The 22,572-nt window shown below is 39.3% G+C and carries 18 protein-coding genes; all 18 read right to left on the bottom strand.

Annotation, left to right across the window (positions count from 1 at the left end; genetic code table 11):
- Positions 1 to 72: 72 nt before the first annotated feature.
- The 18 genes from UWK_RS19065 to UWK_RS11935 all read right to left on the bottom strand — a co-directional run bounded on the left by UWK_RS19065 (position 73) and on the right by UWK_RS11935 (position 22,490).
- Complete coding sequence (locus tag UWK_RS19065) at positions 73 to 2,103, bottom strand: acyltransferase family protein (RefSeq protein WP_015404649.1); 2,031 nt, start codon at positions 2,101 to 2,103, stop codon at positions 73 to 75.
- Between the two features lie 118 nt (positions 2,104 to 2,221).
- Positions 2,222 to 3,274 (bottom strand): pseudaminic acid synthase, encoded by a 1,053-nt coding sequence (gene pseI, locus UWK_RS12015; protein ID WP_015404648.1) that lies wholly within the window; start codon positions 3,272 to 3,274, stop codon positions 2,222 to 2,224.
- Complete coding sequence (locus tag UWK_RS12010) at positions 3,261 to 4,415, bottom strand: ATP-grasp domain-containing protein (RefSeq protein ID WP_015404647.1); 1,155 nt, start codon at positions 4,413 to 4,415, stop codon at positions 3,261 to 3,263. The genes pseI and UWK_RS12010 overlap by 14 nt, the downstream gene beginning before the upstream one ends.
- Positions 4,405 to 5,355, bottom strand: coding sequence for a hypothetical protein (locus tag UWK_RS12005; protein WP_015404646.1), 951 nt, complete (start codon positions 5,353 to 5,355; stop codon positions 4,405 to 4,407). Before UWK_RS12005 ends, UWK_RS12010 begins: the two co-directional genes overlap by 11 nt.
- 1 nt (position 5,356) lies before the next feature.
- Positions 5,357 to 6,322, bottom strand: a complete 966-nt coding sequence (locus tag UWK_RS12000; protein WP_015404645.1) for a sulfotransferase family protein — start codon at positions 6,320 to 6,322, stop codon at positions 5,357 to 5,359.
- Positions 6,323 to 6,431: 109 nt separating this feature from the next.
- On the bottom strand, positions 6,432 to 7,460 hold the full coding sequence (locus tag UWK_RS11995) for a PseG/SpsG family protein (protein WP_015404644.1): 1,029 nt from the start codon (positions 7,458 to 7,460) through the stop codon (positions 6,432 to 6,434).
- The gene (gene pseF, locus UWK_RS11990; RefSeq protein ID WP_015404643.1) at positions 7,432 to 8,142 is read right to left on the bottom strand and encodes a pseudaminic acid cytidylyltransferase; all 711 of its coding nucleotides are present in this window, start codon (positions 8,140 to 8,142) and stop codon (positions 7,432 to 7,434) included. The genes UWK_RS11995 and pseF overlap by 29 nt, the downstream gene beginning before the upstream one ends.
- A 223-nt stretch (positions 8,143 to 8,365) precedes the next feature.
- Positions 8,366 to 9,523: a UDP-4-amino-4,6-dideoxy-N-acetyl-beta-L-altrosamine transaminase gene (pseC, locus tag UWK_RS11985; protein ID WP_015404642.1), complete on the bottom strand. Its 1,158-nt coding sequence runs from the start codon at positions 9,521 to 9,523 to the stop codon at positions 8,366 to 8,368.
- Positions 9,520 to 10,521 (bottom strand): UDP-N-acetylglucosamine 4,6-dehydratase (inverting), encoded by a 1,002-nt coding sequence (pseB, locus tag UWK_RS11980; RefSeq protein ID WP_015404641.1) that lies wholly within the window; start codon positions 10,519 to 10,521, stop codon positions 9,520 to 9,522. Before pseB ends, pseC begins: the two co-directional genes overlap by 4 nt.
- Before the next feature lie 98 nt (positions 10,522 to 10,619).
- Complete coding sequence (wecB, locus tag UWK_RS11975; protein ID WP_015404640.1) at positions 10,620 to 11,720, bottom strand: non-hydrolyzing UDP-N-acetylglucosamine 2-epimerase; 1,101 nt, start codon at positions 11,718 to 11,720, stop codon at positions 10,620 to 10,622.
- Between the two features lie 18 nt (positions 11,721 to 11,738).
- On the bottom strand, positions 11,739 to 12,929 hold the full coding sequence (locus tag UWK_RS11970) for a glycosyltransferase (protein ID WP_015404639.1): 1,191 nt from the start codon (positions 12,927 to 12,929) through the stop codon (positions 11,739 to 11,741).
- A gap of 32 nt (positions 12,930 to 12,961) precedes the next feature.
- The gene (locus UWK_RS11965) at positions 12,962 to 14,011 is read right to left on the bottom strand and encodes an acyltransferase family protein (RefSeq protein WP_015404638.1); all 1,050 of its coding nucleotides are present in this window, start codon (positions 14,009 to 14,011) and stop codon (positions 12,962 to 12,964) included.
- 220 nt (positions 14,012 to 14,231) lie between these two features.
- A complete protein-coding gene (locus tag UWK_RS11960; protein WP_015404637.1) occupies positions 14,232 to 15,278 on the bottom strand; it encodes a DUF354 domain-containing protein in 1,047 nt (348 codons plus the stop codon).
- Between the two features lie 63 nt (positions 15,279 to 15,341).
- Positions 15,342 to 16,295 carry a glycosyltransferase family 2 protein gene (locus UWK_RS11955; protein WP_015404636.1) on the bottom strand — a complete coding sequence of 318 codons (954 nt, stop codon included), beginning with the start codon at positions 16,293 to 16,295 and terminating at the stop codon, positions 15,342 to 15,344.
- Positions 16,296 to 16,307: 12 nt separating this feature from the next.
- Positions 16,308 to 19,283 carry an ArnT family glycosyltransferase gene (locus UWK_RS11950; protein WP_015404635.1) on the bottom strand — a complete coding sequence of 992 codons (2,976 nt, stop codon included), beginning with the start codon at positions 19,281 to 19,283 and terminating at the stop codon, positions 16,308 to 16,310.
- 84 nt (positions 19,284 to 19,367) lie between these two features.
- Positions 19,368 to 20,330: a glycosyltransferase family 2 protein gene (locus UWK_RS11945; protein ID WP_015404634.1), complete on the bottom strand. Its 963-nt coding sequence runs from the start codon at positions 20,328 to 20,330 to the stop codon at positions 19,368 to 19,370.
- Between the two features lie 63 nt (positions 20,331 to 20,393).
- Positions 20,394 to 21,683, bottom strand: a complete 1,290-nt coding sequence (locus tag UWK_RS19610; protein WP_015404633.1) for an ABC transporter ATP-binding protein — start codon at positions 21,681 to 21,683, stop codon at positions 20,394 to 20,396.
- A gap of 6 nt (positions 21,684 to 21,689) precedes the next feature.
- On the bottom strand, positions 21,690 to 22,490 hold the full coding sequence (locus UWK_RS11935; protein WP_015404632.1) for an ABC transporter permease: 801 nt from the start codon (positions 22,488 to 22,490) through the stop codon (positions 21,690 to 21,692).
- Between the last annotated feature and the right edge of the window lie 82 nt (positions 22,491 to 22,572).

Here is a 22,572-nt window from a genome sequence, read left to right as displayed (position 1 = left end):
TTCTACAAAAATATTCGACAGATTACACTCAAATTATTCTTCTTTTTAAATTGAAAACCGAAAATACGACTCTCAATAGACCAGCGTAGGTACAATCCTATCAACAATCATCTGAGCCCCAGCCTCAGACACATGATCATCATCAAAATACAGAGGAACACCTTCAATTTGACCGACACATCTATTTTTCCTATAGGTATTACAGAAAATTTCATCAGGTTTGATTCTAATTAAGTTTTCTCTGCTTTTTATTTCATCAAACACATTGATAACATATTTATTTCTCTGTTTATAGAGAGAATATGCTGTGGTAAGTTCAGGTAAATACTCCCCTTTCCGAACATAATACCTCAAATTTTCTGAATATACATGCCAACCAAGTTCAGGTATAGGGTAGACAAGTATTACTCTGGCATTAGTAGACAAAAAGGATTCAAGCATGTGAGTCAAAGACTTTTTCTTATCAATCCCAGATGAGGAAAAAGTTCCATCAGTTCTAAGGACACTATATTCTCTATAATCCTCAGACTCCCTCCCACCTTCTTCATTATCAAAAGCAAGTGACTCTATTGCTCCAGCCACAGGATAGAGTCTGAAAGTCCACCTGCTTACAACTATAATAGAATCAATATTATTCGCTACATAGTCTAACAGAGAATTGAATGACTTTTGGCAGTTTATTGTGTCCTTTTTTATACCTTTATCTGAAGACAGTGGATTGGTTTGACACTTTCCGACAAGGCCTAAATAGACCCCCTTAATGCCTCTTTTCTTGAATTCGTCATCCAATTGGTAAGAGAGGGCTGATGCATGAGAATCTCCATATAAACCTACTGTTCTATCAGCACTCAAATCTCCAAAAAAGCCCAATCTAATATTTTCATGATCATCAACCGGCTGCATATCGCATACTCTGCCGACGACATCAATTTTATCACCAAGACTAGCCCATTGGATATTTTGTGGTTTACGGGAACTAAAGCCCTGAGTATTCATAATAATAACACCCAACACGACAAAAAACATAGAGCCTAGAATTGAGTATGAGAAAATTTTATTGCGGTTAATCAGGTCTTTTTTTCTAAACGGTGTCTCTACATACCGGTAGCTTAAATATGCTAAGATAACAGAAGATAAAATCAAAATGAAAATTGTGTTATTACTGGGTTTTGACCTAAAATAATACCGAGCAAAGACAAACAAAGGTTGGTGCCATAAATATGTACTATAGCTAATCAGCCCTAATCCAACAAGAACCCTTGAGCCTAACAGTTTCCCAACCCATGTCCGTTGTGAAGTAAAAAGTAAAATTAATGCTGCCCCGACAGTAGGAAATGCTGCGTTAAAACCAGGAAAAGAAACGGTTTCATCAAAAGTGAATATTGCATAGCTAATAAGTAGTAAACCGACTATTCCAAAGAGTTCACCTGTTAGGTCACGCAATACTGTCTGACTGGGGGGAGATTGTTTATATAATGTGTAAACGGCAGCCAAACTACCAACTATAAGCTCCCAACCTCTCGTGGGTAACAAATAAAAAGCTCCAACTGGATCGTGGATCAAGCCCCATTCGGCACTCCCAAGACTGATGACTAAAATAACAAAAAGAAAACCAAATAACCAATACTTCCCTAAACGCCAGACCAATGTCAGGAAAAGAGGATAAAGCAGGTAAAATTGTTCCTCAACGGCTAAACTCCACGTATGTAAAAGTGGTTTCAATTCATTCGCTAATTCGAAATAGCCACTCTCCTGCCAAAACAATATATTGGATGCAAACAATGGAACTGTGATCAAGCTCTTCGAAAAATCCTCCATTTCTTTTGGCGTCAATAGAAACCACGCTGGTATCAGAGAAGCCAGCATAACGACAAACAGAGCTGGCAATATTCGCCTTGCCCGCCGTTCATAAAAATTAATAGTTGAAAAAGTCCCCTTCTTTTTTTCGGTAATAATAATTGAGGTAATCAAATAACCGCTAATCACGAAGAAAACATCAACGCCGACAAATCCTCCGCCAAACAACTGAAAGCCTGCATGAAACAAAATAACAGGAAACACAGCAACAGACCTTAATCCATCTATTTCACGTCTATATTCCATTATTCAGCCATTCACTTGCGAATAGAAAAGGTAGTTTTTTTTGTTCATTGGAAAGGGGGAGGGAAGAATAAAAGAAAGCGTAGTTGAAACAAGTCAATAAATTACATTTTACACAGCGTCATCGTTCAAAACAAACATGTTTTAATTCAAGTGGAGTTCCCCGAATCAAATCTTGTTTGACTTTTTTTCCCAAAATATTTTTATAATGTTTTGGATGCAACCCAATACCAGGTCTAATTGAGCGCATATTCGTACTTGTTAAAACATCTCCTTTTACAACATCTGCTACGATAAACAACGATCGACAGGATTTTTGAGCCAATTTCATTCTTGGGGTCACAGTATATTCTTTAATCCCCATAGCTTTCTCAACATTTCTTATTGCCTCAACCATTTGTTTAAACTCATGAGGTTCCAAAGAGAAATCCCTATCTATACCATTTCCTTTTCGGGACAAAATAAAATGTTTTTCTATAATTCTCGCGCCCAAGGCTACTGAAGCAATAGGAACTTCTATTCCCAGAGTATGATCAGACAGTCCCACAATTAGATTATATTTTTTCTTTAATGTATCAATCTGTCGTAAGTTCACTTCCTCAAAAGGAGTCGGATAAGCGGAAGTACATTTAAGCAGGGCAAGGTTTTCATTGCCGACATCCATACACGTCTTTATTGCTAGATCAATATCTTCAATCCGCGCAATCCCCGTTGAAAGTATTATTGGCTTGCAGGTTTTTGCGCACTTCTCGATTAATGGGATATCAGTAATTTCTAAAGAAGCTATCTTATAGGCTGGAACATTTATAGATTCAAGCAAATCAACTGATTTCAAATCAAAGGGTGATGAGAAAAAATCCATTCCAAGTTCAACTGCAACTTTCTGCAACTGCGAATGCCATTCCCAGGGGGTTTCGCCCTTTTTATACAAATCATACATTTTCTGACCAGCCCACAAACTATCTTCTCTAGTTTTAAACCAGGGTTGATCTGAATCAATAGTTATTGCGTCAGGTGTATATGTCTGTAATTTAACAGCATCAGCACCCGAATCTTTCATTGCAGAAATGGTTTTCACAGCCAGATCAAAATTTTGCTCATGATTGGCGGAAAGCTCGGCAATTATATATGTCTTATCATTTTCAGATATTTTAGTTTTGTTAATTATCATCATTTATGCTTCTAAAAGCATCATTTAGTTCTTTTCTTGACTCCGTAACTACAATTATATATCCTAATCTGTCCAAAGAATTCTCAATTTTTTTGTTTTGGTAGTTATTTATCTCATATTTCACGATAATGTCTTGCTTCTCTTGAATGAACGCAGCTGCTGATTTATAATTTTCTGGGGTAATAAAGTGTATTCCCGAGTAACACATCCTGTCTTTTGTAGTACTAATCTCTTCTCCAATCGAAACCTTCACGATATCTTCTAACATATCCACGCCGCACGAGAGAGGAACAAGATCTGAACCAATAAAATCCCCTCCCAGCCTGGCACCCACTTCAACTATATATGCTTTTTTTCCAGATAAAATAATTTCTGCATGAGAAGCTGAATCATCTAGCCCAATAGCATTTAAGGCAGCTAGTGTTTCAGTATGGACTAATTCTATTTCTTCTTCGCTAAGATTAGCAGGAATTTGATGAGCCAATTCAACAAAAAACCCATCCTCTTCACCAACTATTGTCTTGCCTGTTATTGATATTATGTAATGTTTGCCACCCTGAGATATTGCTTCAACACTATACTCTCTGCCATGGATGAATTCTTCTACAATAACTTTTTGACTGACTGAAAATTCTCTGGAGATTGCAAATTGTTCATAAAGCTCTTCGGGTGTGTTAACTTTTTTAACACCACGACTTGCCGAAGAATCAATGGGTTTGATGATGGCCGGAAAGAAATCAACTTGAGTAAGTTCAGAATTGTCACAGGCGATTATATATTTGGGGCAATTCAGTTTGCATTCTTTCAGTTTTTCCCTCAATAAAAACTTATTTGTTGATAATGTGGCAACATCCTGACTCAAACCACTGAGCCCCAATTGATTCGAAACAAATGCAACACTATTAACAGGATAATCTGAAGTCGTCAAAATCCCATCAATCTTATTCTTTTTAGCCTGTTTAAGTATTTCTTCTTTGTCATGCGTTGATAGAATAAGACCTTTATCGGAATATTTAAATCCTGGTGCATATTCATCAAAATCAACTGCTATTGTGAATATATTTAAATCACTACATTTTTTGATTACAGGAACCTGCATTTGACCTGCACCAAGGATCATTATTTTTTTTTGACTATTTCGCATATTTGTTAATAATTTTTGTGATAGAATAGGCCTGTTCTTCAGAAAATCGGAAGTCATTAAAAAGGTTGATCACCTTGCAATGCAACTGTTCTGCATTCACTCCCTTGCCCCCCCCGAAAATTCCGACTAATGATTGGTAATGAGAACTAGCAAATAAATTATTTTTAAATATTTCATTCAAAACTTCCTCTTTATTATTTACTACAACAGTATATCGCCAATCATTATATCCATTTCCCAGAGAAATTCCTGTTTTTAGGTTCTCTCTGTAAATATTATTAATTATCTTTTTGTGCCTGGCTATTTCCTCTACTCGATCAACAATATTCTTAAAATATTCTTTTTTACCCTGATCTAAAAATGTTCCATCCAACCAGTCTGAATCTGAGTAACCATATACAGAATTTTTGTTTAAAGCACTTTCAAATGACCTTACTAAAACATCATGATCTTCTTCTCTATAGGGGATACTTTCTCTAATATAATTCACCTCTTTTTTAGTAAAAGCGTACCCTCCCACGGAAAAATCAACATATTTTGAATACCCTGTGCTAAATAAAACGACATCAGCACTCGTAACCACAGATTCCACACTAGGAATATTCAAACATTTATCATTTATAATTAAGATATCTTCGTTTATTGATTTGACATCATTGAAGAATGTTTCGAAATCACTGTCAAACCCAAAGGTACTGTTAACCAATATTGACGCCACATCACCTGAGTTCCTAATTCTTCTGATAATTGAATCACAGTCAACCAACAGGGTCTCAGCATTAATATCTACAAATTCGAACTTAGTATTTGTTTTGAATAAAGTAGCAGGAACGATAGGACAAATATTTGCAGGAAGTAACATAATACCTTTATGTAACATATTTGAAAGTATCACATTATACAGAACAAATGACGCTCTATTCTCAATAACTGTTTCCATCTTAACGTTTCATCTTTTTACATATTTTTTCTATCTTTTCAAATATTGCTCTATCCACTTTCACACTATTTCCTGATGTAACTTCTGCCTCAAAACAATCAACATTATCCTTTAATTCTAAGTGGAGTTTTTTCCCTATTCTATCAAGTTCTGCCTTAGGATTTAAAATTAAATTTTCGTAACTAACCGTCACAGCGTCACAATCACCCCCCTTATCTAATTGCTCTCGTATTGCATGATTTGTATCAATTATTTGACAAGCAATCTGCTCCAGTACGGGTAGTTTCTGATATTCATGAAACCGCGGAGGTTTTACTCCAAACCACTCTCTATCATCTCCAAATAGTCTCAGTCTTGATTGGTAGGTAGACTGTACATTGTATACAAGATCTCTTTCTAGAAATATGAAAACTGCATTTGGTAATATTTCTTTAATTGTCAGAATGTTAAAATCAACCTGTATTAAATTTTTGAATATTATTGGTGTATTATTTATACTCTCCCATGCGGCCAACTGTTTCTTAAAGACCGTATAATCCATCTGACTGTCATTCTTTTCTTCCCAACTCTCCCATGGAAGCCATTTCCTCCAAAAATACCCAAACTCGTGGGGCCCTTCAATCCCCTGCGTATATCCCAGATCAGAATTTAAATTGGGCTTTTCTACAACAATGTCTTTAGATAAGCTTTTATAAAGCATCGCCCCAACAAAAGGGACATCCCAGTACCTTGCTATAAAATTATTCGGGTACGAGAGGGCAAAATATTGGGTCATTAATTGCATCAAAAGAGTTGTCCCAGACCTTTGGGCTCCGACGATAAAAATAACAGGATGAATCGGGACGTCAAATCCTTCTATAAACTCCTTCTCCGTTGAAATAAGTGCTTTATTCATTATTTCAAAAAGATTTTCAGCACTACGATCCTTCCTGTATATTTCGGTTCTATTTTTATTTTGACTATCCATCTGCACTGATTTTTCCTAAAATTATTCCTGCTGAAAGCGGCAGCAGAGTTACCCGTAATTCATATTCCAGCATTTGTGTACTGCAGCATGAAACGCATCACATTTAAGATTATAGAATGTTTTCTATTACATCAGCCACCTTATTAACGCCATACACATCAATACACTCACTCAGCTTGGAGATATATTTCTGATTATTTTGACATAAAATAGTATCGATTGTATCTGCTAAACTTTGAACAGAATAATCCTGCTTAGAACCAAGATAAATTGCGTACCCATTTTCCCCGGCATACAGTCCTCCTATCTTCTCTCTTTCACTATAACCCATTATTATATTGAGAGCGCCCAAAGCTCCCGACTCCCAGACGGTCAATCCACCAGAATTAAATACGATATTTGCCTCCGCTAACAAATAGGGCATTTGGGGAGTGTCCTGATATACCTCTGTTTTTATAGGTGAAATTTCTATTATTTTTTCAAGGTCTGCTTTATATTTGTACATTGCCCCTAAAACAATAATTATTTTCGCAGGGGAGTGCAGGGTCTTAATTAAAGATTTGTAAACAAAACTGGTTCGATCAGGCTCATCAATGCCACCAAAGGTCAGCAGTACCGTTTTACCATCTAACTTGTTCTTATAGTGGGAGAGGTTCTTAGATATTTTTTGATATTCAGCTTTAAGAATGACGTATTGGGGGCCCAATAGTTTTTGAGTATACACTTCGCTATCATACGTTTGCGAAAGAGCCATTATATTTTGATTTAGTACAACGTCTGCATAATAATGATACTGATTGTAAAAAGTAATCATCATTAGTCTGATGTTATTCCGTCGAATAGTTCTTTGAAACTCTTCTGTATAAAACTCCTCTATATCACTATCAACAACCAGTACATTCTGATCAGAATTTAATATTACCTCTGTAATATATGGCAATTCTTTACCCAACAAAGGGACCATCTCAACTCGGTACCCCTTAAGAAGGATCTTCTGACAAAATTTTTCCGGAATTGTTTTACAAAGAAACGTTACATCAAAACCTCTTCCACTCAATTCATCAGCCAATATTTCAGTTCTTACCAGGTGGCCTATGCCTATTATTTCGTTAGCATCCGCCCGAATGTAACAATTCATTGTCATTCTTCCTGTTTAAATGCCTGTATTTCAGTTCAGCCAGTGCCCAATCATCCGCATCGTCAATATCCTGAACAAGCATTTCCGATATCACAAAGGCTCCCTTATTGGGATCTAATAGATCCTTACCTTGATTAATCCAGTAAAATTGACCAGAATCGTGGTACGCTGGTTCAAGGTCTTGAGACCTCATACTATAATTTTGAGGGTGCATCATTTCAACCTTACCAGTTGCATCCATTTTAAAAGCTCTTTGAATGGGATATGAAAATTTCACTACTGGTCTAACCGAATCAAACCCTTTGTTATGCATCAAATCATATGATTCCTTCAAACTGCGAACTGTTATCAAGGGGGCTGTGGCTAAAATGATACAAACATTATCAAATACAATCTCACGTTTTGAGTACTCTTCAACAACTTCAGTTAAAACATCATTTAATATTGCGAAATCATTTGAATTTTCTTCACTTCTCATAAATGGTACCTTAGCACCATATTTTTGCGAAATTCGAGAAATTTCCTGGTCATCAGTGGAGACAATCACTTCGTCAAAGAGTCCGGATTCAATGGCAACTTCTATTGAGTAGGCAATAATTGGTTTTCCTAAAAATAGTTTAACATTTTTTTTCGGTATCCTTTTGCTTCCTCCTCTCGCAGGTATTATCGCTAAATTCTTCATTTTTTCCTCAACACTCTGCAAAATACAATCATCAATTCCCCTAATGGCTCAAAGGCATCATCGCCAAGCCACCTACAATTGGGGCTCCCCTGATCATATAACGGCGACAGTGCTTATTAAAATAGTTTTACGCTTGTCTCTCCATCGTAACAGTGTACAATATAATTGCGTGGATTTAAGGATAGTATCAGGGAGGTGAAATGCTGCCTGGTTTTACTAAAAGCTACTTTAAAATTCTCCGAAGACTCGTAATTACCCTGTCTTGATCTTCCTTACTAAGATGATGATACAGGGGAATACTGATTGCCTCCTGATAGTACTTTTCTGATTCTGGAAAATCCTCAGACTTAAAGCCCAAAATGCTATAATATGGTTGCCTGTAAACAGGAATATAATGAAGATTCACACCTACACCATCAGAATGTAATTCTTCAAACACCTGTTTATGAGTAAAACTAATCTTTTCAAGATTCAGCCGAATAATATAAAGATGATATGCTGAATAGTTGTTCGCATCCTGATACGGAAGTGTCAGAGGTAAGTTATCAAGGGAACTATTGTACCTGTCAGCAAGGACATGCCTTTTTTCCACCACTTCATCAAGCCGGGTTAACTGGCTTACACCAAGAGCTGCCTGTATTTCTGTCATTCGATAATTATAGCCAAGATCAAGTTGCTGATAATACCACGGCCCGTCAGGTACATGAGTCATTCTAGCTGGATCTTTGGTTATGGCATGAGTTCTATACAGATCCATCTTTTCAGCTAATTCTTTTTGATTGGTGAGAGCCATCCCACCTTCAGCAGTGGTAATAATTTTAACTGGATGAAAGCTGAACACCGTAATATCAGAATATTTGCAAGAGCCTATTTTTTCTTCCCGAAACCTAGCACCTAAAGCATGACAGGCATCTTCTATAATTGCAAACCCATACTGATCAGCCAATCTTCTGATAGACAACATATCGCATGATTGTCCAGAAAGGTGCACCGGAATAACAACCTTGGGCAAGCAATTACAGGCAGCTGCCACTTTCAGCTTGCTCTCCAGAGCACTAACACTCATATTATAGGTTTTGGGATCAATATCGACAAAATCAATATCCGCACCACAAAACCTGGCGCAATTTGCTGACGCGACAAAAGTAACGGGAGAAGTCCAGACCAAATCATTTTTACCGACGCCCAAGGCCATACAGGCTATATGCAACGCAGATGTCCCACTATTCACAGCTATTCCATACATTGCGCCACAATAGCTAGCAACAGCTTTCTCAAACTTCGGTACTGCTGGTCCCTGAGTCAGAAAATCCGATTTCAGTACATCAACAACAGCTTCTATGTCAGAAGGAGTAATCTCTTGTCGTCCGTAGGGGATCATAATTCTGCAAACCTGTCGAACGCTATCAGCTCCTCAACATTCAAAAAATGTGAATTTTTCCCCGAATTATATTCAAAGCCCTGTATGACAGTTTTACCTTGTTCACCAAGGCCATTAACGCTGAAATCATAATCACGATTGTGAAATTTTATACTGGGACGTATGACAAAATGATCCTCAAATTCCAGAGTGAGATGAGAATCATCAGCAGGGCACATGATTTCATGCAGTTTTTCACCGGGACGAATACCGATAATCTCGATATCCATTCCAGGAGCAAGGGATTCAGCCAAATCAACAACTCTCATAGAAGGAATCTTAGGGACAAAAATTTCCCCACCCTTCATCCTTTCAAAATTTTTCAAAACAAAATCTACGCCCTGCTGAAGTGTGATCCAAAAACGTGTCATCTCGGCGTGAGTTACTGGAAGTTTCTCGATCCCTTCAGAAATCAATTTTTTAAAAAATGGAACAACTGATCCGCGTGAGCCAACCACATTTCCGTAGCGCACAACCGAAAACCTACTCGGGTTTTTCCCAACCATATTATTGGCAGCCACAAAAAGCTTATCGGAAGCAAGCTTTGTTGCACCATACAGGTTGATAGGGTTGGCTGCCTTATCTGTTGAGAGGGCGATAATCTTAGACACATTATTTTTTATAGCAGCCTTGATAACATTTTCAGCACCATAAATATTTGTCTTAATACACTCCATGGGATTGTATTCTGCTGCGGGAACCTGTTTCATGGCTGCGGCATGAATAACATAATCAATACCCTCCATAGCTTCCGTCACCCGATCATAATCCCGTACATCACCGATAAAATAACGCATCACTGGCGACGTAAACTCCTGGGCCATTTCAAATTGTTTCAATTCATCACGGGAAAATATTACTATCCTCTTAGGATCATATCTTTCTAGAAGAGTCCGTGTATATTGCTTTCCAAAAGAACCAGTACCACCCGTTATTAAAATGTTTTTATTCGTTAACATATCCAACTCAATCTAATAAAAATTTATCTTATACACTTTTTCAAAAAGTGTTTTATTCCTTCTACTGGTTTGAAGTCTTAATAAATCACAGACTAGCTCTATAACAACTTCTCTACGATCAATCTGGACGCAAAACCGTTACCGTACGGCAATTCACCTTGCTCATCCACAGTTGCAAAAACATTATCACTGTTCGCAATGGAAGCCCAACCTGCAAGAATTGTTTTTCTCTCTGCTCCACAGAGAAAATTACATCCCATGGCAACGGTTTCAATCCATTCAGTCTCATCACGTAATGTCAGACAGGGAACTCTATGGAAATACGCCTCTTTCTGTATGCCACCAGAGTCAGTAACAATCGCTTTTGCTGACATCTCCAGACGGGTCATTTCCAGGTAAGATAGCGGTTCTATCACCTGCAGTTTTTTAAGCAAATGCTCAAGCCCATATTCACATAACATCTTATGAGTTCTGGGGTGCAGTGGCAATATAACTGGAATATCATGAGCCATCTCGTTCAAAGCCAGAAAAACATCCTGCAATCGCTTTTTATCATCAGTATTTTCAGCACGATGAACAGTACATAAAACATATCCTTTTTCACCAACTCCCCAGTTACTTAAAGTGTATTGCTTTTCGGCTTTCTCTCGATACATCAGAGTGACATCATACATCACGTCACCAACGTTGTGTATGTGTTCAACAACACCTTCATTGTGGAGATTGCTGACGGCTGTCTGAGTAGGGCAAAACAGGAAATCAGAGATATGATCGGTAAGAACCCTGTTCACTTCTTCCGGCATAGCCCTATTAAAAGAACGTAACCCTGCCTCAACATGGGCAACAGGAATATGTAACTTCGATGCGGCAAGAGCCCCGGCCAAGGTAGAATTAGTATCACCATAAACGAGAAGGATATCCGGAGCTTCTTTCATTAGTACAGTTTCAATCTGTTCAAGCATCTTCCCTGTCATAGCTCCGTGGGTCTTTTCAGTTATTCCAAGATTGTACTTTGGTTTTGGAATTTCTAACTGGTCAAAGAAGACAGATGACATCTTCTCGTCATAATGCTGACCAGTATGAAGAATATTTTCCTGTATTGCAAAACGGTTGTTTTGATTGTGCTCAATGATTGCCCGGCTTACTGCAGCTGCTTTAATAAATTGAGGTCGCGCCCCCACAACGGTAATTATTTTCAATTATTCACCTTCAAACAATCAACAGGACTCTAAAACAGCACCGTAGCTCTTCACAATCTCAACGGCGATACATTCCCAAGAATAGGCCTGAGATTTTTCAATAATATATTCCTTATCCCAATGCCTGGTCAAAGCTTTCCCCAGAGCAACCTCCATATCCTTAACATTTCCTGGATGAAAAAGGTACCCGAGTTTCTCATCATCTATTATTTCAGAAACACCACCAACATGAGCACTGATAAAAGGACAGCCACAAGCCAGAGATTCAAAGAGTACGGTAGGATTGCCCTCTTTAAGACTTGGTAACACAAACATATCAGCAGCGCCAAGCCAGGTGTTTATTTCATCATGTCTTAGCGCACCAACCAGAATGACTTTTTCCCCAAGCCCAAGCCTGCTTATTTGTGCTTCTAACTGCTTTCTGCATCCTCCGCTGCCAATTATATAACAGAAAAGGTCCTTGTGCTGTTTTTGCAATCCAGATACAGCTTCAACAAGATACTTGTGTCCTTTCACAGCAATCAAGTTTCCAACTGATACAATTACCTTCCCTGATTCAGGTAATTGTAATGTCCTTCTAGACTTAATTTTCCCCAAGGGATAAAAAAGCTTCTTCTGATATCCATTCGGAATCAGATCCACCGCTGTTTCTACCCCAATTCTCCTGATACATTCCACATTATTTTTGCTTACAGTGATGATCCTATTTGCACTTTTAAGAGTAGCGGCAACCTTTTTTTGCCAAAAAGCATTGCGAAAAGGGAGATCGTATACGTCAAATCCGTGCGCAGTAACAATTAACGGAACCCGAAACTCTTCCTTTAATCGTTTTCCAACATAACCAGAAGAATAGGTAAAATGGCAGTGGATAATATCAAAAGAAATATCATTCTTTTTAATAGCTTTACGTACTGCTCTTAGGTGCTGTTCACCAACTTTTTTATACCAAAACGAAAATGGAAGATAATACAGCGGAGTGGTAATGACGGTAACATTTTCAGGTAACTCAGAAAGGTTGATTTTCACTTTCTGTCTGAATGGTTTAAGGCTATGTATAGGAAGAAAATTGGAGATTTCTGCCACAGGTCTGGTGACCGCAAGAACATACACACGCCTGAAATAAGGAGCTATGCTTTCAACTTGATCCTTAACAAAACTTGCATAATTTTGAGAAACAACCAACAGTACTTTGTCCCTTAGATTCTCCATAATTACTTTGACTACATTGGGAATTAACGCTGTTAATTAAGCTGTTTTATTTGTGTAGTGGTCGAATTTCTGGGTCGGAGTTTACCGAACAGCACACGATCAAGATGTCTGTTCTGAGCGATGATATTTCCAATCCACAAACTACATAGAGTCACCACACATCCAGTAATTATTGACAATGAGCCCCCAATAAAGATGTTAGAGATTGGTTGAATAACCCGCGAAACCAGGGCAAAGAGAAAAAGAAATATATACGTCTGAAGAATATAGATATAGATGGAGTCTCGTCCAGCAAGTATGATTATTTTTTTTACCATTACTGAAATAAAAGAATTGGAAAGATAGAGAAAGGAGACAAAAAACAGAGAAGCAACTCCCCCGGCCACCCAGCGAAACACAATATTAGGGATATTCTCAGATGTAAGTGACATTTTAGAAATGTATATATAGGTATGCTGATCCCATATAAAAAAACAAAGTAGACTTGCAACTGCTGACAGTAACACCAGCCATTGAATGTTGGTTATCACAATTCGTTTAAGATTACTCCCGGCCAAATAGAAACCAAACAGAAAAAATGGAAAGACATACTTCAACAGATAAAAATGAGATGTGTCAGGTATGGCAAGAATCGCCACAAAAGATACCAGGAGCATAATGGGTCTATATTTACCAAACAGTGTAGCAAATACTGTCACCACAACGGATTCGATAAGTGCCCAAAGAAACCAAAGTCTGTCCAACCCAGTATAACCAAAAATAATATCAAAATTTACAGGTTGGCTAAACACAAAATAGCGTGAACTGTGTTCAATTATCGTCCAAGCAAATATGGGGAGCAAATAACTGGATGCCCTCCGTATAATATAGAAAAATCGGCCTTTTTCCTCCGTGATTCCACGGTGGGAAAGATAACCGGCAACTGCCATAAACAAAGGCATGTGAAACATATATATCGCCTTGAATAACGGATCTTGAAAAAAGTCACGGTCTTGGTGGACAACATACTGGTTAGCATGACCAATACAGACCAATGTTATCAGGCTCCCCTTCAAAAAATCTAAAAAATCATTCCGTTGCATAGTAAGCTATTAAAATGTCTACCAAAATAGAATTTATTGGCAAAGCTATCAGACGGGGATAAGGCAAACCAGAATCCTCCTAAGCAAGCCACAAAAAAGGCGTTACCGGAAATGACTGATCCACACAGAGACAGGTCAAGATAAACACCAACGGAAGGATCGGACACACCACTCTCATTCTAGAACAGAATTGTCACACGTTCTATGACGAACATTCTTTCTACTTTTTCATTTCACTATCAATGTATTTGAGAAGCCACTCTGTCATATCAATTTTATCACTAAAAAAACGTTGCAGTTTCTTCTGCCATAGCCCCTTCAAATCATCTTCAGCCAGTAATTCATCTATTTTTGCGAGGAGTTCTTCCCCGTGCTCCGGTCTATACCCAAATGTCAAACCATAGATATCATCGAGCTCCTTCAATAGACTCAACTCTCCCACAAAAGAATTACAGCGAAGAGCTGGTACACCTAAAACCGCAGCTTCAATAGCCATAGTCTGACTGTCGCCGATGCAAAGGGTACTATATGCAAGCAAATCATGAATTTTATGAGGGGGCATACGCAGGCGGTATGGCTCAAACTCTTTATCCAATTCCGCCTCAGAAGTTATAAATACTTTCCCATGTTGAAGGAGTTTGTTAAGCAAGGTCTTCTTAGCTTCCAGTGAAAGTCCCTTCACCCCAAAATCATGACTTGCATTCAAAGAAACAAAACGCATGATAAAATATTTATCACCTTCCTTTAAACCCAATTCCTCAAGAATCTCTGGGTTAGACTGAAAATTATTCGGATGCAGATAAGCCAATTCGTGGTAACTGGGATAGGTGACGTGTTTTTTTCCGTGTTTCTCATGAGCAAGAAAATCAGGAGTAATGATTTTGGATGCAAAGGGATAGGACAGATATGTCATGAGTTTTGCCTGCTTGGCATCATCTTCTTCAAAAACCCAGCTTTTTGCCTTACAGAAAAGGGCTGCATGGGTAATACTTACCGACGTACCAACCATCAAATCAACGTCATTTCTAACAGCCTCGTACCAAACCTTACAATCATGGACCACCAACTCCCAAAACATGTTCCACAGGCCTTTTTTAGCCTTTGTCAGGATTTTATATGGTAATTTGTATTCATTCAGCAACTGAACCGTAATATCTTTATCCCGGGTTACCCAGATTACGGTATGCCCCTGTTCTTCAAGTTTTTTCATTGCATTTCGAAAAAGATGCAAATGTGCAGGATGATAGAGATCAACGAGAATATTCATAAATGCAACAAACCATTAAGTGAAAAGAATCAATATCACAGGGTACTTGTAAGCACCATGGGATCATTGAATAGAAGCTCTTATTTGCTCAAGTAGTCGCCTGTTAACACTGATGAGATCGGCAACAAAGGCGATTAGTATTGTATGAAAACCTATACCTAACAAGATACCAGCAATAACCACTGACTGAACGTGGCCAGAACCATTCCCCGTAAAATAGAAATAGAGAAAGCGTAACAAGAGACCTGTTCCCAGAGTGGAAAAAACAACACCAATTGACGCAAAAAAGCGAAACGGACGATACACTATAAAAATCCGGATAATAGTGCACATCGAATGAAAAATATAAGACGGAATACTACTTAATAGTCTGGACGGTCGTAGCTCCTCATTCGTTTCTACGGGAACCCAGGACATTGCAATTCCTTTTTTCCCCGCCTGAATTATCGTCTCCAGGGTATACGTATATCCGCTGAAAATATTTAGTTTTTGGGCGGCATTTCGAGAAATAGCGCGAAAGCCACTGGGCGCATCGGGGATATCAGTTCCAGAAGCCATTCGCACAGTCCAGCTTCCCAGTCGTTGAAGAATTTTTTTTATCCTTGAGAAACCTTCAATTTTATTGATTGGACGAGCCCCAACTACAAACTCCGCTTTATTATCAAGTATTGGCTGGATCAAGTCCTTAATATAACTACTTTTATACTGATTATCTGCATCAGTGTTTACGATAATATCCGCACCATTTTTTAGAGATGCCTTCAGTCCCGTGGTAAAAGCTGTTGCCAGCCCCTTATTTTGTGGATGAGAAACGATGTGATCAACACCATGTGCTCTCGCAACTTCAACCGTCCTATCTGTACTTCCATCATCAATAACCAACCACTCAACGATATCGACTCCTGGCAATTCTCTCGGTAATTCCCCGAGAACAATAGGCAAGGTTTCTTCCTCATTAAAACATGGAATTTGGATAATCAATTTTATCCGATGAGTATTTTCCTTTTTTTCACTCATAATCTACGAAACTCACTCAGGTTTTGGGAATTTAATTTTTACCCCTAGGGATCGAACCTCTCTTGTACCTGGGTTTTTCCAAGGGTGATAACCTGGATCGACATGCCAACTTATATAGTCATTAGCATTAACAGAAATATCAACTTTTTCACACTCACTATTTCTGGTGACGAGTATCTCATACTCCTTAACGGATGATCTGAAAAGTATCTTCTCATCAACAGGAGCCGGATTACAAATTTCCAAAGAAAGGATATTACTTTTCCAGTTGCCAACTCTGACCGCCCCACGCAATTTAACCCATCCGTCACTCCACGAGCCATTTGGAATAATCCATGCCGAGCGCTCTGCATTTTTTTTCACAGGAATAAGCGCCTGATAAGTATTCGTCAAAGACGGCAGGAGGTTAAAGCTATCCTCTACACTTATTGAAGATAGGTTCCTTGCAATTAAAGCGTCAACATTTCTGCTTTCTAAAAAAGTATGACTTGCGTGAATATCTCCTTGTACCGGAATAGTGTATGATGAGATATTTCTCCCTGTCCGATAGAACATTGATTTCCAGGCACCCTTTGCCAAAACCAGTCCCAAACGATGAACTTTCTCCGGTAGCTTATCTGTGAGATGCCTGGCATCACGCCAATAAAAGACATAGCTATGTACTTTATGAGGAAAACGAAAAGCGAACCAACCATGAGACCTGCTATTACTTGCAACATTCAAAGCCATCATCACCTGATAAAGAACAACAGCACAGGTTAAGGTGACCGTAAAATAACGGAGAGATTTTATATTTGTAGCTGAACAGGTAGACAAAAAGTACACCACTGTTATCGCAATGAATGGTGTCACCAGAACGGCATATCGGTATCTATGAACAGTCCACCCCACAATCCAGCAAAAAAACATCATATAGAGAAGAATAGAAATGAAAATGATGGTGACAGCAATCGATTGAGTATCCCTTACTAGAAATGACCTGAAAAGAGCAAGGCTTCCACCAAGAAGCAGTAGAGAGAAAGCTACAAATCCAAAGGAGACATAGTCTTCACTAAGCTGGCTTGAGCGGAGCCAGGATGCAGCAGCCCTGAACATCGACACAAAAGAAGCTTTGAGCGTTTTATTCGTCTTATAAATGGATTGCTCAAGTAAATCAAAGGCCTTGTCCGTCAGTGGTCGTATTACTGTTAAATTGGAACTGGGCTCGAAAATCTGCCACAAATAGGACTGAGCTTTCAAGTAAACAAAAGACACTTTACTCATTGTATGTCTTTTCTGTCCCACCCCGGCTTTTTTCACAACCGGGTCACGACTGACATCGATTGACTCAACAACCTCACTCGGCCCTAAGAAATTATGAAAACGGATAGCATTTTGTCCATAGACAAAACCTCCTGACAAAACAGTACAAGCCACCAACAACAGTATTCCTTTTCCAAAGACCTTCCACTGTAAGACCTTTAACCTGCCTGCAATAATGGCAAGACAGAGAAACAGCAATCCCGGTCCCCACAAAAACACTGTACTTTTTGCCCCGACTGATAGACCTATACCTATTCCAGCATATACATAATAAGAATATTTTTTATGTCTGATGGCCTGATAAAAACAGTACAGTCCAGCCATCAGACAACCGGTGGTAAACAAGTCGGTCTGCGATGTAAGCATCTGACTGGCACTATTGGGGATACCAAGCCAGATCAAAACAGCTATAAGGCTATAGTTCTTTGAGAAATCCAATGCCCTGCAGATAGCATAAACAGAACAACAAACCAGAAACCCGCCAAAATAAGACATGAGATGAACCAGTGGATACCCCTTTTTGAAAAAAGAGGTTATCCACAACATGGCCAGATCACAATTTACTGGCATTATAATTTCTCTGATGTCATTGCTTGGAAATTGCCAGATATTTGCTTCTTGGAGCCAATAGCCAATTCGGGAGAGGCGATAATCGTTGGAATCAAAATTCAGGGGCAGGGTGAAGGCTGCGGGGATAATATAATACACCAACAAAAATACGATCAGAACCAAAAGTATTGCACTGCTGAGAGAAACTCTTTTCCATTCAGCAGGAAAGAGGGTTTTTCGTACCGAAAGGAGAATTCCTCCATAAATCTGCTTAAAATTCCTTACTGCCGCAGTGAAAAACATCTGGTCAGAACCCCTTGCGACGGCAATGTGAATCAATCCCCACAATCCTAAATGTCCAAACAGTATATTTTTCCAGTTAAGCAGATAGGCCATCCCTAAAAAAGTCACAGAAAGAACGATTACCCCAAGTCCTGTTAACCCTAGAAGAACACAAACTTCTGTACTGTTTTTTTCTCTTAATCCCAAAAGAGTGAGTATAGTGGCACTGATACTCAGAAGAAGTAAAATATCGATACCAAGGAAAAAGAAGCCAGACCAATCCAGGCCTAAAAGATCCATTCGTTGAGATACAAAGGCTGAGTATTCATTCTTTTTATCGACAACATATTTAAAATAGCTAAAGACGGGCCGTATCTTGAGTATGAGTTGAGGGTCTTCAGTAAAAGATCCAAAACCAATACCATTCCCGGATATTGCTTTAAACCCTGTGCCATGAAGTTCCAACTGGTCCTTTGCTGTCTCCTCCGTCTCAATAACAATGGGATCAAAACCGGCTTGAGAAATGCTAATGGAATAGAGGGTAAACGAAGTGGCTGTAGTTGCTGGATCAATGCGTAGTGATTCAATACCCTTAAGACTAGGCAAGGTAAATTTGTATTCTGTACGTCCTGCCCTTAACCGTCTTACGGCAGATTGCTCTTCAAAATACCCACGCTCATTGCCAAAAACATTATTCGTATTCCAAAAAACCTGGATCAATTCATCGCTTTCCGTTTCAAGACTTACGCTTAATTGAGCTTTTTGAAAGAAAGGCGCAACAAACAGCCACACAAGACAGAATAACAGAAGAGAAAATCCTGCAAATACTTTTGGAGAGAGATGAATTTTATTCATAACAACCTATGATCACGCCTGCCTGCCCACATGAACCTTACTGAGCATTGTCTTTTTCCCTAATGAACCAGCAATGAAAAGAAGTCAATACCGGAGAACTTTAATTTTGTACAATCTATCAAGAAGCAGATGCCTACGCAGGTAGGATCGAATGTAATGCTCAAGCTGGTCATCACTAACATAAGGATCCCGGTATCGTTTTCTCAGCATATCCATTTCACGCACGCCTGTTATGTCGACGTCTTTAATGCTTTTCATGTCTGGATGAACACGAAAGGCACCTGTAAATCTGGGCAAACGGGCAAAGGTCGCTCCGACATCTCTGAGTCTCAGAATAAATTCCCAGTCCATAGCAAATTGCATTTCATCTGCAATTCGTCCACCTGCCTTTTCCCAGATACTTCTCCGCCAAAACAGGGTCTCCTGAGGAATAAAATCATGCCAGGTAATGGTATGATGACAATGGGGAGGAAGGATCCAGCGACCAATCTCATTGTTCTCTGAATCGATGAGTACCCGGTGCCCATAGACAACATCAACTTGGGGATGCTTTTGAAAATAATTATTCACATAATCCAGAGTACCGGGCAACAACAGATCATCAGCGTTGAGCCAGGCCATGACATCGCCTTTTGTCTTATCAAAACCGAGATTTATTGCATGTGACTGTCCTTTATCTGGCTTGGATTCCCATGCCTTCAAATTTTTTTCATATTTTTTTATAATTGAAACTGTTTCATCATCCGAACCACCATCCTGAATGATATATTCCAACCCGGGATACATCTGTTTCAAGATGCTTTTTATGGTGTCTTCGATATAACAGCCACTTTTAAAGGAAGGGGTAACAATTGAAATGGAAAGACAGTTCTCATGGTTCGCAGGAGTCTGCCGATAAAAATCTGGTATGTAGAGAGGACGCGGGGAATAGAGATGAAGCTTACCCAGTCTGGGAGTCAAGAATGCTTTTGATCGCAGATAGGAAATTCCTGGTAACCAGTTTAGTTTTTCCAGATTCAATTTAAAGGCGCGGATAGCACTGTCCATTTTATTACAGTCTCAACATCGAAGAAAATTTTTCAAAAAACTCAACAAAAGCTGTATCACTCATTACTTCGTATCCTCGCCAAATGAGCAGAAAACAGGCAGGTTGAACATCCCCAGAAAAGGAGCCTTATGATTCTCATAATCCCACTCTATGGAAAGAGGACCAAGCCATGGGGTTTCATCAACTGTTGCGGCCCTGTTAGGGCGATCCCCTGGGGAAGACAAGCTAAAATGGAGAGTATAAGGGCCAGCCTCCATGTCACATTGAACTTTAAAAACAATTTTCCCTACAGCTCCTTCGGCTAAAGTCTGTGGTTCAAGATTGTTGATATAGGTTCCGTTACAGCTGATCAGGTTGTCAAACCTGTTTTTAATAGAAACCGAAGCATGAATAGGGCCACTTTTATTTACCCGATAGTACAATGTAAATGAGATCTGTTCACCAATGGTTGCCTTCATGGATGGAAAGCCATCTTTATCCTCCATGCTCACTGAAAGTATTTCCGCATCAGCACCATCCTGAGATTGAGATATGTCCTGTTTCCATATTTCATTCCCCGTGAGTGAAGAGGCGACAGGTGCGCCACCATTTTCACTTCCTGAAGAACCAGAGACCTGACGGTGATCCATATTATAATACTTCTGCACTGCCTTATGGCTGGGCCCACAGTACGCAAGCCGCCCCTTATGCAGATAAACGGAACTTTCACAAAGCTCACGGACAATGCCCATGTCATGGGAGACAAAAAGCAGTGTGGTACCGTTCTCCCTGAGCTGTCGCATCCTGCCAAGGCATTTTTGCTGAAAGAAAACATCCCCCACACTCAGGGCTTCGTCGACAACAAGAATCTCCGGCTCAACGCATGCCTGCACAGCAAAGGCCAAACGGACATACATTCCGCTGGAATAGGTTTTCACGGGCTGGTCAACAAAATCTCCTATATCAGCAAAACCAACAATTTCATCATAGAGATCGTCAATTTCTGCTGTGGAAAACCCTAAAATGGCGCCATTTAAATAAACATTTTCACGTCCCGAAAACTCAGGATTAAATCCTGCTCCTAATTCCAGTAAAGCAGCAACCCTGCCATTAACAGTTACGTAACCGCTTGTGGGCTGAAGAATTCCGCATATCATCTGCAACAATGTGGATTTTCCACTGCCATTGCGACCAATTATACCAAACGACTCACCCTTGTGAATAGTAAAACTCAACCCTTTAACGGCATCAAAAGGACGATGATAAATCTTACGCCAGGGATGAAAGGTCTCCTTTACACGATCAATAGGCCGGTCATACAGATAATAGGTCTTCGTCAGTTCATGGGCATCAATTGAAATTTCTCTATTCATAAGCTTTCACAGGACATCTGAAAACTGCGGCTGTAAACGACGAAACACAACAGCCCCAAGTATAAAGATAGACAAAGCAACCACCCAGAAATAAAGCGTTAAAATAGGATGATCCCAAAAAGGTATAAAATTAAGGAAAGAATCCCTATACCCCTGAACAATATAAAACATCGGATTCAGTTTGAGCACGGACTGTATCTTCTGCGGCATAATATTAATATCCCAGAAGATAGGAGTGCCCCAGAACCCAACCTGCAGGGCAAGGGCAACGGCCTGGTTGATATCCCGAACAAAGACATTCAATGACGAAAATAACCAGGAAAGTCCGAGCACCAGTACCAGCATACAGAACAGATAATAGAGTGATTGAAAATAAAAGATACTGAAAGGCAACCTTTGTAAAAGTATCAGTCCCATCAGGATAAGAACAAAAATACTATGGGCAACAAGGGAAGAGGTTATTTTAACAACGGGAAGTATCTGGGCAGGAAAAACTGTTTTTTTGATTAAATTACTATTTCCGACAACAATATTGGTTGATCCTGATATCATATCAGAAAATGCAAACCAGCATGTCATCCCCGCTGTCAGCCAGACAACAAAAGGGACATTACTGGCAGGAACAGCCTTAAATCCCACGCTGAAAACAACCCAGAAGACAAAAATCAATACCAGAGGATGAATAAAAGTCCACACCAGTCCAAGAGTGGAACCAACATACTGCGACTTCACCTCCCGTTTGGCCATTGAGAGTATGAGACGCCGTTGTTTGATTATTGATTTCAAAAAAAGACTGATTGTACCCATTCAGGCCTTTACCACTTCTACGTTAAGTTTGTTCCAGGCAATCCCCTCACAATATGGAACCCGGTTGCTGATCACCACAACT

Source organism: Desulfocapsa sulfexigens DSM 10523, from assembly GCF_000341395.1.
GTDB lineage: Bacteria > Desulfobacterota > Desulfobulbia > Desulfobulbales > Desulfocapsaceae > Desulfocapsa > Desulfocapsa sulfexigens.
The sequence above is the reverse complement of the archived record's forward strand: the minus strand, read 5'-3'. Positions and strand labels throughout refer to the sequence as shown.